Origin of the sequence: Bradyrhizobium sp. S3.3.6, from assembly GCF_040546905.1 — a bacterium.
GTDB lineage: Bacteria > Pseudomonadota > Alphaproteobacteria > Rhizobiales > Xanthobacteraceae > Bradyrhizobium > Bradyrhizobium cytisi.
Map to the genome: position 1 here is coordinate 1 of NZ_JBEPOT010000015.1, position 14,173 is coordinate 14,173.

Consider the following 14,173-nt stretch of genomic DNA (forward strand, 5'->3'; position numbering starts at 1 on the left):
CGCCGGCCTCCCGTCCCGGCGGGTAGCTTGAATCACCAAAACGCTGATTTGTGAATCCCCAACGATTCAGTCAGATGGGCTAACGCTCTAGAGCAAATGAATTCACAATTGACAAGCAGCGGCTCGGGCTTGGCGCACCATGTCGCGCAATCCGGTGCAGAGCTGCAGCAAATACTCTCTTCGATCGCTTCCACTGCAAACTCTGTCAAGGATGCCAGCGAGCCCCTTGCTGAGACTTCTCGCCAGATCGCTTCTGCATCGGATCGCTTGAGTATCGCAGCGAAGGCGATGGATGAGAGCGCTGCTCGTACCCACGGCGAGATGCGTCAAGTCGCGGATATGTTGCAGTCTTCTTTGGCGGCGACAGCCAAGCAATGGGAGGACTACGAAAGCAGATTTGCCAATGTCGATGAAAGCCTTAGCTCGGTGATCGAACAAATTGTCAAATCGGTGCAGGATGCAATCGATTTGCTTAATACGTTTGTCGAGCGGATCGACGAGAAGCTGTCAGGATCGGTCGATCGGCTGGGCGGCGGTATCGATGAACTTCTTGAGTTTGCTCAAACGATAGAACATGCGACCGCGAGATTTAGAGTGAACGCCGCAGCTGAGTCTATAACTGGCTAGGTCTTGCAATGGTCTCGCGCAACAACGTGGTGCCAGAGGACGAGGAAAGCTACTTCGCATCTATGACGGATGTGATCATCGGTCTTCTCTTCATTTTCATTATTATGTTGATGTTCTTTGCTACGCGGTTTCAGCAAGCGACGCAGACTCAGGTTGAGGAAAGTAAGAAGCAGAGCGAAGCAACTGAAAACCTTGTCTCGACCACGAAGCGACAAGATGCGCTCATTGATGAGTTGAAGGACAGTGAACTGGCTCGTCGCGCAATTCTCGACGAACTTGAAGGAGAACTGAAAAAGGATGGGATTACTGTCTTTGTAGTCAGAAATGATGGAATACTCCGTCTGCCGGAAGACGTTCTATTCGAAAGGTCGAGCTGGGAAGTTAAGACACGGGGCCTTGGGGCCCTAAGGTCTCTTGCAAAAGCACTCGATCATGTCTTGCCGTGCTACACTTCGACGGTGCAATCGCCGCAAGGTAATTGTCCCAGTACCAAAGCAAAAATCGAAGCGATCTTCATCGAAGGCCATGCTGATGCAGATCCATTTCGCTCGCTGCCCAATCCTGTCGCCACTGTTACTAATCAGTTGCGCGTGGCGCCGCCCAATCGCGCAACAGCGGCCCAATCTCCGTCGCAACAAGCTGGCGTTCGTTCATCGTTTCTTCCTTCATCAAGTCCCTCCGGCGCGCCGGCGCCATCTCCCTCAATTGTCCAAACTCGTAGCAACGTCCCGCCTCGCGACAATCTAGATCTCTCGGCCCTCCGGGCAACGAGTACCTTTCGCGAGTTGCTCAAGATTCAGCAGGATCTCATGCGATTTAGAAGCCCTACGGGAACGCCCGTCCTGAGTGTGTCGGGGTACGGCGATACACGGCCACTGGAGCGAGAAGCCGGCGAGACGAATGAGCAGTACAAGCAGAGAAATCGAAGGGTCGATCTCCGGATACTAATGGCTACACTGAAGTCGGATGAGGCCCGGCAAATGCAACGTGACATCCAGCAGGGAAAGTCGCAGTGAGGCTTCGAGAGCGGTTGGGCCAACTGAGGGGGGCGCGCCGAATCTTGCGGCTGCCAAAGGCGCCGACAAAACTCCATATCGATGGTGCTTACGATCGAGCCAGCGAAAAGTACAAAGAATCTCGATCGGTCAACGAGGTTGATTACGATGCGCTTGTTGCGAGGCTAAGGTCGGCTACTCTGTCGAGGACGGTGGCAGGGCTGTCGCCCCGTGACCTGCGTTATGCCGCGAATTGCCTGTTCGATCCTCGATATTCGATGGCTCAGGACAGAGAGTTCATCGAGCAATATCTAGGTGCGTTGCGTCTGCTCCGAAACAGAATGGCAATCAGGCGTTTGATCTACAACTACTGTCGCTATTTCGATCCAGTCGATTCAAGGATTGCCCGTCTCGGACAATTTTTGGAAGAGGAGGTCTCAAAAGCTGGAACCCACCGATTGTGGTCCGAGCGTCAGCGCCTCGTTGGCATATTCTCTCCGAAAAGAGCACCCAGGGAGATCGCCGAGCATACTTTCGCGACCTCGTCTCCTCGCGAAAAATTAGGTGAATTCGGGCTGACTGGTCCTTTGGCCGTCGAAGGGTTGTCCGCGTACGTGCTTTTAAGCGCGTTGGAAGTGATTCAGGCGCGACTATCCCGCATTCCCAGCTTGGAAGATGTCGACCGTGCTATCGCCTGGGGGCGATTGGGTGGGATAGAAACGCCCTTCTTCAAGTATCGTGGAGCGGTCGCGAACGCGTTGCTTCTGCCGTTCATCGATGTCGAGCCTGATCAACTGCTTCGGCTAAAGATACAAAACTTTCTATTAGACGATTTGGGCGATCCGCGAATCGATCGTAGTTCTTGGGTGACTACGGACGAAACGGCGCGAGCCGTGTTGATCCGTTGGTTGGCGCAAGCGACATTGGAGCAATTCCTAAGGGTAGTGGACCGTGTTGCGCCTAGACACCAGTGGGACGATCGGCGTGCGTTTTGGGGAGCTTACGTCGAAAAACAAGTAGTCTCAAACGCGTGGGTTGCCTTTGGAGTTGATGGTGCCCGGGTGGCCCGACAGATTTCGGAAAGCACATCGGATACGCTGATGCGTAGATTTGCCTCTCTCAGGGAAGCGAGTTCCGACCATGCAGTGCTACTGCTGAGTATTGGCGACCTCGTGGTTGCGGATTGGAGCCACAATGGGAAACTTCGTGTTTGGCGTAGTGGAGATCGATCCGCACCGCAGTTTGGCCTGCCCTCTTATGTCGCAAACCAATTGCGAGTGGGGCCAGACTTCGAAACGCCACATCTCCCCCCAGGCGGATGGCAGAGCCGCGCGGAAGCATACATTCGCAGACACACCGGTATTCGATTGAGCGAGTCAGAGTTCTTACCCCGTTAGCAATGTAAATCGAAATCATGAGTATTCATTTTCAGCACGAGTTCGACATCGAAGGCTTGAAGCTGCGTTTGGTGCAGAAGCCGATAATCGGACGGGCAAAAATTGTGCCTGTCGAAGATTGGGCGGCACACACTCATGGCCAAGCTTTCGTCAGTGTTTCTCACGTTCTCGCACTTGCCGATGCGAATCTCATTTCTCAGACCGATGACGCTGTCATTCTCGGCCATGACGTAGCCGCGTCGATGACGGAGCCGCAAGCGCTTGGGTTAGGGCTGCCGCCGACAACCAAGGCTCCGCTGCAAATTGAGACAAGGGGCCTAATTACAGAGGCAGATTTTCGAATTCTCTATCGATGGATTGGCCCGGGAAACCGCCCTCTCAGGGTGGATCGAATGGGGTGCCGCCTCATCGTCGATGGGGGGACCTACCGCTTGTCTGAGCCGCTGTACAGTATGGTGAATGCAATAGACGAATTTGGTAGGACGCCGCCTGCGGATCAGCCGCTGCGCATGGCCGCACTCGCGCGCCTGCAGGCTCTGATCCCGGAAGAGGCACAAGCTCAACTATCTGTCGACAGATATTTCTCCAGCTTTCGTGTTTTGCACGCGACGGCATTCTCCCTCAGTTTGAGGACCGATGGTCGAGAATTTGACTTCGACCCCGTGCTCTTTGGGCGCCGCGCACAAGCGAGCCAAGCAAAGGATGAACCCATAAGCGAAACTGAAGGATTGCTTACCGGACATCAGCAGGAGATATTCGCGCGCGATCGCTTCCGGTCTTCTCAGAGCGCAAGGGCGTCGTATCTTATTGAGAGCGGAGTTTACGTATATTTGGATAAGCCGCTTCAAGAGGCGGTAGCCATCGTTCGTAACGTGCAGCGAGCGGACGCAGCAACTCGAAAGAGGTTCGTTCAGTCGCCGCAGCTTTACCTGAAGGAAGGGTTGTCGGAATCGATAACTGAAGATGAGATAGACGCACTGTTCATTGAAACTGAGCAGTACTCGGCGCGAGTAGTTGATGTGGGCATCTGGGTGCCGCCCATAATTCCTTGGATCAAAAAGGAGCCCAACGACTGGCTACCTGAGAAGTTTGGACTTCGTATCGGCGATCAGTACATTTCGTTGACGGTCGACGATTTGGCTCCGCTTCGTGAGAGCATTCGTGAGGCAATTGATGGTGGCAAGACATTTGTCAATTTTGGTTCCGATCAGGTTCAGATCCCGGCGACTAAGGAGGCCGAACAATCAATAGCGGAACTGCTCGGCATTGTGCGTCCCAATATTTCGCCGGACCAAACTCCTGGTTTTGGCGAGCCCGCACAGCGAGACGAGCGGCGTGTTTTGATCGTCGAAGAGAATTTCGAAAGTTTGGGATTTGAGCGAGCCGCGAAGCCAAGGCAAAGCGGTGAAGCAGGTGTTCCTACGGCTGTTCGATCTACGCTTAAGAAGCATCAAGTCACTGGTTTAAGGTGGCTTCAGACAAGCTGGCGAGATGGATATCCGGGTGCCCTTCTTGCAGATGACATGGGACTCGGAAAGACCCTTCAGGCGCTTAGCTTCTTGGCTTGGATCCGCGAAAACGAGTTGTCATCTCGTTCATTCGGAGCGCCGAGACGGCCGTTGTTGATTGTGTCGCCGACCGGGCTGCTCGCGAACTGGGAGAAAGAGCAGGAAATTCACCTCCATAGGCCGGGTTTAGGAGAAATCTGTAGGGCATATGGACGTCACTTACGTCTTTTGAAAGTCTCGAACGATCAAGGATTTCCGGAGCTCGACAATCGCCGCATTCAAGAAGCCGATCTGATTCTAACAACCTACGAAACTCTGCGCGACTATCATCTCAGCTTCGGAGCAATTCGATTTAACTGCGTCGTCTTTGATGAAATGCAGAAGGTTAAGTCGCCCACTTCGCTTATCACTCGGGCGGCGAAATCTGTTAACGCCGATTACACGCTGGGACTTACAGGCACGCCGATCGAAAACCAGTTGGTCGACCTCTGGTGCATCATGGACATAGTCAGTCCAGGGAGCCTTGGCGATCTAAAGACCTTTTGCGAAAAATACCGTCATGAGGATGAGGCTGCCCTGGAGCAACTTCATGCTCGAATGCTTACGCCAAATTCTGCCGGCGCGCCCCCGCCGATGCTTCGTCGCATGAAGGCAGACGAGCTCGATGGTCTTCCACAAAAGATGATTCACATTCGGCGCAGGCAGATGCCGGCAGACCAAGCGCAGATCTATGCGCAGACAGTGGCGCGAGCAAAGCAGCCCGACGCTGGGCCGATGCTCGAAACGCTGCACATGCTCCGGGGCATATCGTTGCACCCGATCTGGCCGCCTGCGGGCGAGATTGCGGATGAACGGTCTTTCATCGAACAGTCGGCGAGATTATCAGAAACTTTCGACATCCTCGATGAGATAGCTGCGAGACGGGAAAAGGTCCTGATTTTCTTGGAGAGTCTCGATCTGCAGGCGCATCTTGCATTGATGATCAAGCGCAAGTACGGCCTGAAGCATCGGCCAATGCAAATCAATGGAGACGTCGCTGGTGAAAACCGGCAGAAGTTGGTGGACAAATTCCAGGAGGAGCGCGGCACGTTTGACGTGATGATTCTTTCTCCACGCGCTGGCGGCGTCGGATTGACGCTTACAGCAGCAAATCACGTGATCCATCTTTCTAGGTGGTGGAATCCCGCCGTGGAGGATCAGTGCACGGACAGAGTTTATAGGATCGGGCAAGTGAAGCCCGTCAACGTGTACTATCCGATGGCGGTTCATCCTCTATATGGAAGTGGCAGTTTCGATGAACTGCTAAACGCACTGCTCACTCGCAAGCGCAAGTTGTCTGAGCGGATGTTGATGCCTCAAGTGAATTTAAAGGCGGACCAGAGTTGGTTTGCTGATGGTTTGGGGCGGGCAAGCCCTTCGTCAAGCGCGACATCAATCGATGAGATCGATCGAATGGAGCCATTGGAGTTTGAAAGATGGGTACTCGCTCAATGTGGGCGTCTCGGCTGGGAGGTTTCGCGGACGCCGAGCTCGCGGGATGGAGGGGCGGACGGGGTCCTGATTCATCGAGCGACCAGCACGTGTTTGATAGTTCAATGCAAACATACGCAGTCGAGCGAGTCGCTTTGTGACGACGCCGCGATAAATGACCTCTTAAGGGCGCGCACGCACTACTCACCCGAAGCGCGCTTGTTCGCGATCACTAATGCAAGAGCTTTTTCTCGAACTGCAATGGACAGGGCAGAGCGGCATAAGATTGAATTGATCGCGCGCGAAGAGGTTTCGAGCTGGCCATCACAATTGCTCTCCTGAAAACAAAAACGGCCGGATCTTTCGATCCGGCCGCAACGCAAAACTCTTACTTGGCTAAGCCTACGCCACGCGACGCAATTTAGCCGCCGCCCAACTCAAAAATTCGCTTAGCTGGCCTTCTTGACCGGCGCGTCGCCGACCTTCTTCTGGATGGCGCGCTTCAGCTCGAGGGCGCGCGGCGACAGGACGTCGGCCTTGGCCTTGAGCAGGAAGGCATCTAAGCCGCCATTGTGGTCGACGCTCTTCACCGCGTTGGTGGAGACGCGCAGGCGCACGTTGCGCTCCAGCGCTTCGCTGATGAAGGTCACGTTGACCAGGTTCGGCAGGAAGCGGCGCTTGGTCTTGATGTTGGAGTGGCTGACCTTGTGGCCGACGAGGGGGCCCTTGGCCGTCAGTTCGCAGCGGCGAGACATGTCACTAATCCTCAGTTTCGAGCCCCCAACGAGTTGCGGCCGCCATCCGGGGCGCCACGGGGGCAAATTCTCTGTCCTTGCAGGGAGCGGCGGACGTATAGGGGGGAAGGGGCGGGTAGTCAAGGCGACGGGCCGTTTTGGGCCCGTCGTCCCGGGGCGGGCGGGAGCCCGAACCCGGGATCTCGATCGGCATATTCAGGTGTCATCGCCCGCGAAGGCGGGCGATCCAGTATTCCACCGGCGGCGCGGCTGGAACAGAGAGGCCGCGGCGTACTGGATGCCCCGGTCGAGCCGGGGCATGACAGCCGAGTGCGCAGGGCGAGGTGTGCGCCCCTGACGCATCCTCAATCACCAAAACGGCAATGTTTGAAATGCCTTACCATCACATAAAGGGCGTATTCACCGCCGAAAGACTCCGGTGAGTTCCCGGCTTATCGTGCCCGGATACATTGCTTGCGGCCGTAACAGGCTTAAGTAACACCCACTCGCGTCCCGATTGGATCGTCTCGTGCACACCTCGCCCCTCTTTCTGCCCCGGCTGCAGTCGGCCGGCAGGCTGGCTTTTGTCGCCCGGCTGGCGCTGGCCGCTATGGGCGGGCTGGTGCTGGTGTGGGCGGCGGAGCCGGCGGCAGCGCAAGGCAAGCTCGAGGCGCAGTACGAGGCGACGCTGTCGGGCATCCCGGTCGGACGCGGCGCCTGGAACATCGATATCCAGGACGACGTGTTTTCCGCGGCGGCCTCCGGCGGCACCACCGGCATCCTGAAGTCGTTCGCGGGCGGGTCCGGCACCGGCGCCTCGCAGGGGCGCGTCGTCAACGGCGCGCTGGTCGCATCGGCCTACCAGGCCTCCACCACGACCTCGAAGAAGACCGAAGAGATCCACATCACCCTCGACAAGGGCAATGTGAAGGATTTCGGCATCATTCCGGAGCCGCCTGTCGATGCCGACCGCATCGTCGTCACCGACGCGCATCGCCGCGGCGTGTTCGATCCGATGACAGCCTCGCTGGTGCGCGTATCAGGTACCGGCGATCCCGTGTCGCCCGAAGCCTGCCACGGCAGTGCGCCCGTGTTCGACGGCCGCATGCGCTACGAGCTGAAGCTCGATTTCAAGCGCATGGAGACCGTGAAAGCCGAGAAGGGCTATCGCGGCCCGGTCGTGGTCTGCGCGCTCTACTTCGTGCCTGTCGCCGGCTACATCCCCGACCGCCCCGTGATCAAATACCTCGCCGCCCAGCGCAACATCGAGATCGCCTTCGCGCCGGTGGCGGGCACGCGGATCCTGGTCCCGTTCTGGCTGAAAGTCCCGACGCCGCTGGGCCCGGCGATGCTGGAAGCGACCAGCTTCATCACTACCGCCCAGCCGCCAAGGGTGGCGAAGACGCAGTAGCCGCCGCTGCGACGCTCCCCCTAATCATAACAATGACTTAGCTACTGTGCATGGGGTTGTTTTCGCGAAAATGGGGTGGGGGTCATCGTTTTCGGGAATCCATTTGACTCCTCCCCGATTCTGATTCGACTCCGCGCCATCCCCAACTTAACGAAATCCGCCACCACATCGTCGCTTGTGCGACAGCCCAAAACTCCATCTAGTGCGATGGAAACAAGCGTCCCGCGACATGTTGCGTGAACGGAACAGGACTCACCGGGGAGTCAGCGATTCGGCCGCGATTCGTTCTGGAGTCGTTCCGAAGCTTAAGGCCACAGGGAAAAGCGTCGCAAAGTGAGACAGTTGCGCGGGATTTGGGGAAGCTGCTCCCACACGATCGGTGTCATCGCCCGGCTTGACCGGGCGATCCAGTACGCCGAGGCGGTTGTGGTGGAGCGGACAGGCCGCGGCGTACTGGATGCCCCGGTCAAGCCGGGGCATGGCAGCGGAGAATTTGGCCGCGTTCGGAGACATGGCTGACAGCACCTCGCCGCCCCAAACAGCACTGACATTCGCCCCAATCGCCACTACCTAATCATTCAGACATGGCCTTTTCCTCTTCCCCCTTCGCCTCCGAGCGCGCGCTTTCCGATCGCGTGCCTGGCGCCGGCGTCACTGCGGTGCTCGGGCCGACCAACACCGGCAAGACCCATCTCGCCATCGAACGGATGCTCGCGCATTCCTCGGGCATGATCGGCCTGCCGCTGCGGCTGCTCGCGCGCGAGGTCTATAACAAGATCGTCGGCCGCGTCGGCCCCGAGGCCGTCGCGCTGATCACCGGCGAGGAGAAGATCAAGCCGAAGAACCCGCGTTACTGGGTGTCGACGGTCGAGGCGATGCCGCGCGACCTCGACGTCTCCTTCCTCGCCGTCGACGAGATCCAGATTGCGTCGGATCTGGAACGCGGCCACGTCTTCACCGACCGCATCCTCAACCGCCGCGGCCGCGACGAGACGCTGCTCTTGGGTGCTGCGACGATGCGCCCGATCATCGAGCGGCTGCTGCCCGGCGTTTCCATGATCACCCGTCCCAGGCTGTCGCAGCTGGAATTCGCCGGCGATCGCAAGATCACGCGCCAGCCGCGCCGCACCGCGATCGTCGCCTTCTCGGCCGACGAGGTCTACGCCATCGCCGAGCTGATCAGGCGCCAGCATGGCGGCGCCGCCGTGGTGCTGGGATCGCTCAGCCCACGCACCAGGAACGCGCAAGTCGAGATGTTCCAGAACGGCGACGTCGATTATCTCGTCGCCACCGACGCCGTCGGCATGGGCCTCAATCTCGACGTCGACCACGTCGCCTTTGCCTCCGACCGCAAGTTCGACGGCTACCAGTTCCGCCGCCTGACGCCGGCCGAGTTCGCGCAGGTCGCCGGCCGCGCCGGCCGCGCCACGCGCAACGGCACCTTTGGGACGACGGGACGCTGCGGCCCGTTCGAGCCCGAGCTGGTGAATGCGCTCCAGAACCACATCTTCGACCCCGTGAAGATGCTGCAATGGCGCAACGCGAAGCTGGATTTCTCCTCGCTCGGCGCGCTCCAGGTCTCGCTGAACCTCGGCCCCGGCCATGAGGTGCTGACGCGGGCACCCATTGCCGAGGACATGCGCGTGCTCGACCACGCCGCCCGCGACGCCGATGTGCGCGATGTCGCGCATGGCAAGGCCGCCGTGGAACGTCTGTGGGAGGCCTGCCAGGTCCCGGACTACCGAAAGCTGTCGCCGGCCGCCCATGCCGAGCTCGTCACCACGCTCTACGGCTTCCTGATGCAGAAGGGCTGCATCCCCGATTCCTGGTTTGCCGCCCAGGTCGACCAGGCCGACCGCGTCGACGGCGACATCGACACGCTCTCGGCCCGGATCGCGCAGATTCGCACCTGGACCTTCGTCGCCAACCGCCCGGACTGGCTGAAGGACCCCGAACGCTGGCAGGGGATCGCGCGGGAAGTCGAAAATAAATTATCGGATGCGCTCCATGAACGCTTGACTGAGCGTTTCGTTGATCGCCGGACCAGTGTATTGATGCGCCGCCTGCGGGAGAACACGAGCTTGAATACGGAAATCGGCAAGACCGGCGAAGTCATCGTCGAAGGCCATGTCATCGGCCGCCTCGATGGCTTCACCTTTGCACCGGATGCGGCGGAAGCCGGCTCCGATGCGAAAGCCTTGCAGGCTGCTGCGCAAGCGGTGCTCGCCGGCGAGATCAACACGCGCGCCGAAAAGCTCGGCAATGCGCCGGACGATCAGTTCGTGCTGACCTCGGACGGCACCATCCGCTGGACCGGCGACGCAGTGGCGCGGCTGACCGCCGCAGAGGAGGCGCTGCACCCGCGCATCCGCATCATCTCGGACGAGCGGCTGACAGGTAGCCCCCGCGAGAAGGTGCAGGCCCGGCTCGACCTCTGGCTCAAGACGCACATCGAAAAGCTGCTCGGGCCGATGTTCGAACTGTCGAAGGCCGAAGACGTCACCGGCATTGCCCGCGGCATCGCCTACCAGCTCGTCGAGGCGCTCGGCGTGCTGGAGCGTCCCAAGATCGCCAACGAGCTGAAGGATCTCGACCAGCCCTCGCGCGCGACCTTGCGCAAATACGGCGTCCGCTTCGGCGCCTATCACATCTATTTCCCCGGCATCCTGAAGCCTGCCGCGCGTGCGCTGGCCGCGCTGCTGTGGGCGCTGAAGCAGGACAATGTTGATCTTTCGGCGCTTTCAGGTGCGCAGCATCTGGCATCGTCGGGCCGCACCTCGTTCCCGGTCGACAAGCAGCTGCCGCGCGATGCCTATCGCGTGCTCGGCTACAAGCAGGCCGGCGAGCGCGCCGTGCGCGTCGACATCCTGGAGCGCCTGGCCGACCTGATCCGTCCGGCGCTGGCCTGGCGCGACAACGCGCCCGGCGAAAAGCCCGCCGGCGCGCTCGACGGCCGCGGCTTCGTGGTGACGCAGGCGATGACCTCGCTGACCGGCTCTGCCGGCGAGGATTTTGCCTCGGTGCTGCGCGCGCTTGGCTATCGCATGGAGAAGCGTGCGCCACTGCCGCCCAAGCCGGTCGCGCCTGCTGCCGAGACGCTTGCTGCCGAAGCTTCCGCAGAAACGCCCGCGACCGAGGAGGCCGCGGCGCCCGCAGATGCCGCAGCGCCCGCAGATGCCGCGATCGAAGCCGTCACCGTCGAAGACGCGCCCGGCCTGGAGCCGCATGACGAGGGAGCGCACGAAGAGCCGGCGCTCGAAGCGTCGCCCGAAGCACCCGTCACGCCCGAAGATGCCCCCGGCATCGCGCCGCCGGCGGAAGAGGCTGCTGCGCCTGCGGAGGCTGCCACTGAAGCCGCTCCTGCCGAGATCGCTGCAACCGAAGCTGCCGCATCGCCCGATGCTGCTGCACCTGAGGCTGCGGCGGCGCCCGAGGCTGCTGCGGCGCCTGCCGAGCCGGAACTCGTCGAAGTCTGGCGTCCCGGTGGCCGTCACGAGGATCGCAAGCCGCGCCACGAGCGCCATCGTCATCAGCGCCACAACAACCAGCGTCCGCAGGCCGGTGCTGAAGCTGGCGCCGCGCCCGCGGAAGGCGAAGCCGCGCAGGCGGCCGATGGCGAGAAGCGCGAGCAGCGTCATCGCCACGGCGGTCATCGCAGAGACGGGGCTAAGGACTTCCGCAAGCCGCGCGAAGGTGGTGCCGAAGGTGCGCCGCGTCAGGAAGGGCGCGACGACAGGAATCGCAGCTTCCAGGGCAAGGACCGCGACAACAAGGATCGCAACCGCGACAACAAGAAGTTCGGCGGTGATCGCGACAAGGGCCGCGACAATCGTGGCCGCGACCGCGACAAGGGCCGCGACCGTCAGGGTGGTCCGTCGCTGCGTCCCTACGCCTCGAGCGCGAACCCGCGCGAGCGCGATCGCCCCGTCGATCCGAACTCGCCCTTCGCCAAGCTCGCTGCGCTGAAGGAGCAGCTGTCCGGTCGCAAGGAGTGATCCCACGACCGAGCGGCAGCGCCTCGACAAATGGCTGTGGCACGCGCGGGTGGTAAAGGCGCGCACCTCCGCGGCTGAGCTCGTCGAGTCCGGTCACGTCCGCGTCAACGGCACACGCGAGAAATCGCCGGGCCACGCGGTCAAGGTCGGCGACGTCATCACCGTCGCGCTCGATCGCGCCGTACGTGTGTTGAAGGTGACCGGCTTCAATGCGCGCCGCGGCGATGCAGCCTCGGCGCGCGTGCTCTACGAGGAGCTCAGTGAACGCAAAGAGTAATTAATTGCGTTTTCGGTTCATTTCTTGGTCGATCAACCACACAAAGCCCGCATGATCGGGGCTTCCCGACCTTGCAGCGCCGGGCCATCCGCGCTACGCAAGCCGCGACTTTTAAAAGAGCTTTTCGGAGCGTTGGATGACTTACGTCGTCACTGAAGCCTGCATCAAGTGCAAGTACACCGACTGCGTAGAGGTCTGCCCGGTCGACTGTTTCTACGAGGGCGAGAACATGCTCGTCATCCACCCGGATGAGTGTATCGACTGCGGCGTGTGCGAGCCGGAATGCCCAGCCGACGCCATCAAGCCGGACACGGAACCGGGCCTGGAAAAGTGGCTCCAGGTCAACGCCGACTACGCCAAGAGCTGGCCGAACATCACCCAGAAGAAAGAATCACCCGACGACGCGAAGGAATTCGACGGGATGGAAGGGAAGTTCGAGAAATATTTTTCTCCGAACCCCGGCTCCGGAGACTAAATTCCGGCGCAAACTTAACCCTAATACCTTCGTCAGCGTCGAAAACCAGCCCTCACGACCCCTAAATCATTGATTTTTGCGGGAAATGTGCTATATTGGGCACATTAACCCGAACCCCTCGTCAGCCCTGTTGGCTCCGCCGGGTTCCCGTGAAACCAGATGTCGAACAGGGGCGTGGCAGTTTCCGCGCGCAGGCTGTGTCACAGAAAACGCGTAAAAAGAGTACTTCAGCGAGGGCTTCCCATAAGGAGGCCAAAAAAGTCGCCGCGGCCAGCCGTAGCGCATCCAAGGGTCGGGCCGCTGCCAAGGCGCCGCCGGCTGCAAAGTCCTCGAAGAACAAAAGAAGCGCAATGCCTCACAAGACTGCCAAACCGGCCGCGAAAGCGACCGTTGCCAAGCCTGCTGCCGCCAAGGCTCCCGCTGCCAAGGCTCCCGCTACGAAGCCTGTTGCTGCCAAGACTCCTGCTGCCAAGCCTGTTGCTCCGAAGGCTCCTGTTGCTGCCGCCCCTGCCAAGGCTCCCGTTGCTGCTGCCAAGCCGGCCGTGAAGGCCGCTGCACCCGCGCCGAAGGTCGAGGAAAAGAAGGTCGTGACCCAGCGTCAGGGCTTCAGGGCCAATGAATTCGTCGTCTATCCCGCTCACGGCGTCGGCCAGATCCTGGCCATCGAGGAGCAGGAGATTGCCGGCGCGAAGCTCGAGCTGTTCGTCATCAACTTCATCAAGGACAAGATGACGTTGCGCGTTCCGACCGCCAAGGTGGCCAACGTCGGCATGCGCAAGCTGTCCGAGCCCGCGCTGGTGAAGAAGGCGCTGGAGACGCTCAAGGGCCGCGCCCGCGTCAAGCGCACCATGTGGTCGCGCCGCGCCCAGGAATACGAAGCGAAGATCAACTCGGGCGACATCGTCGCGATTGCGGAAGTCGTGCGCGATCTCTATCGCTCGGAGTCGCAGCCGGAGCAGTCCTACTCTGAACGTCAGCTCTACGAAGCGGCGCTCGATCGTCTCTCCCGCGAGATCGCGGTGGTGCAGCACTCGACCGAGACCGAAGCGGTCAAGGAGATCGAGGCCCAGCTCGCCAAGAGCCCGCGCCGCAACGCCAAGGCGGAAGCCGCCGAGGGCGAAGGCGAGGCGGATGCCGAGGGCGATACCGACGGCGACGACACCACCGTCGCCGACGAGGCCGCATAAGCCGCTCTCGCTTCTAACAGTTCAAAAGCCCGGCCGTTCGGCCGGGCTTTTGTTTTTGGATTTGTAGCTTCGTAGGGTGGTTAGCCTCGCTAACCCA

Annotated in this window: 9 protein-coding genes and 1 pseudogene; 9 read left to right on the top strand and 1 reads right to left on the bottom strand. The window is 60.2% G+C overall.

All coding sequences use genetic code 11. The features are described 5' to 3' along the window. Nucleotides 1–96: 96 nt before the first annotated feature. The 4 genes from ABID59_RS31795 to ABID59_RS31810 are packed head-to-tail and all read left to right on the top strand — an operon-like array spanning nucleotide 97 to nucleotide 6,339. Complete coding sequence (locus ABID59_RS31795) at nucleotides 97–627, top strand: hypothetical protein (protein WP_354085985.1); 531 nt, start codon at nucleotides 97–99, stop codon at nucleotides 625–627. An 8-nt stretch (nucleotides 628–635) separates the two neighbouring features. Then, nucleotides 636–1,643, top strand: coding sequence for an OmpA/MotB family protein (locus ABID59_RS31800; RefSeq protein ID WP_354085986.1), 1,008 nt, complete (start codon nucleotides 636–638; stop codon nucleotides 1,641–1,643). Between the two features lie 44 nt (nucleotides 1,644–1,687). Further along, nucleotides 1,688–3,019: an EH signature domain-containing protein gene (locus tag ABID59_RS31805; protein ID WP_354085987.1), complete on the top strand. Its 1,332-nt coding sequence runs from the start codon at nucleotides 1,688–1,690 to the stop codon at nucleotides 3,017–3,019. A 17-nt stretch (nucleotides 3,020–3,036) separates the two neighbouring features. After that, nucleotides 3,037–6,339, top strand: coding sequence for an SNF2-related protein (locus ABID59_RS31810; RefSeq protein WP_354085988.1), 3,303 nt, complete (start codon nucleotides 3,037–3,039; stop codon nucleotides 6,337–6,339). A 107-nt stretch (nucleotides 6,340–6,446) separates the two neighbouring features. On the opposite strand, the gene rpmB is transcribed toward ABID59_RS31810, so the two are convergent. Next, entirely contained in the window at nucleotides 6,447–6,752 is a 306-nt protein-coding gene (gene rpmB, locus ABID59_RS31815; RefSeq protein WP_148751926.1) for a 50S ribosomal protein L28, read from the bottom strand. A gap of 580 nt (nucleotides 6,753–7,332) precedes the next feature. Here rpmB and ABID59_RS31820 point away from each other — a divergent pair. From ABID59_RS31820 to ABID59_RS31840, 5 genes and pseudogenes are all read left to right on the top strand, one after another. Then, the gene (locus ABID59_RS31820; RefSeq protein ID WP_354086107.1) at nucleotides 7,333–8,142 is read left to right on the top strand and encodes a DUF3108 domain-containing protein; all 810 of its coding nucleotides are present in this window, start codon (nucleotides 7,333–7,335) and stop codon (nucleotides 8,140–8,142) included. 584 nt (nucleotides 8,143–8,726) lie between these two features. Beyond that, nucleotides 8,727–12,137: a helicase-related protein gene (locus tag ABID59_RS31825; protein ID WP_354085989.1), complete on the top strand. Its 3,411-nt coding sequence runs from the start codon at nucleotides 8,727–8,729 to the stop codon at nucleotides 12,135–12,137. Between the two features lie 10 nt (nucleotides 12,138–12,147). Further along, nucleotides 12,148–12,414 (top strand): annotated as a pseudogene (locus ABID59_RS31830) (RNA-binding S4 domain-containing protein); the annotation flags it as partial. A 136-nt stretch (nucleotides 12,415–12,550) separates the two neighbouring features. Continuing rightward, complete coding sequence (gene fdxA, locus ABID59_RS31835; protein ID WP_148751923.1) at nucleotides 12,551–12,889, top strand: ferredoxin FdxA; 339 nt, start codon at nucleotides 12,551–12,553, stop codon at nucleotides 12,887–12,889. 350 nt (nucleotides 12,890–13,239) lie between these two features. Next, on the top strand, nucleotides 13,240–14,076 hold the full coding sequence (locus tag ABID59_RS31840) for a CarD family transcriptional regulator (protein WP_354037494.1): 837 nt from the start codon (nucleotides 13,240–13,242) through the stop codon (nucleotides 14,074–14,076). The last annotated feature ends 97 nt before the right edge of the window (nucleotides 14,077–14,173 follow it).

What these genes read in the sequence shown, in the direction of transcription:
- ABID59_RS31795 (WP_354085985.1), top strand. Translation starts at nt 97, where the DNA reads ATGAATTCACAATTGACAAGCAGCGGCTCGGGCTTGGCGCACCATGTC.
- ABID59_RS31800 (WP_354085986.1), top strand. Translation starts at nt 636, where the DNA reads ATGGTCTCGCGCAACAACGTGGTGCCAGAGGACGAGGAAAGCTACTTC.
- ABID59_RS31810 (WP_354085988.1), top strand. Translation starts at nt 3,037, where the DNA reads ATGAGTATTCATTTTCAGCACGAGTTCGACATCGAAGGCTTGAAGCTG.
- rpmB (WP_148751926.1), bottom strand. Translation starts at nt 6,752, where the DNA reads ATGTCTCGCCGCTGCGAACTGACGGCCAAGGGCCCCCTCGTCGGCCAC.
- ABID59_RS31825 (WP_354085989.1), top strand. Translation starts at nt 8,727, where the DNA reads ATGGCCTTTTCCTCTTCCCCCTTCGCCTCCGAGCGCGCGCTTTCCGAT.
- fdxA (WP_148751923.1), top strand. Translation starts at nt 12,551, where the DNA reads ATGACTTACGTCGTCACTGAAGCCTGCATCAAGTGCAAGTACACCGAC.
- ABID59_RS31840 (WP_354037494.1), top strand. Translation starts at nt 13,240, where the DNA reads ATGCCTCACAAGACTGCCAAACCGGCCGCGAAAGCGACCGTTGCCAAG.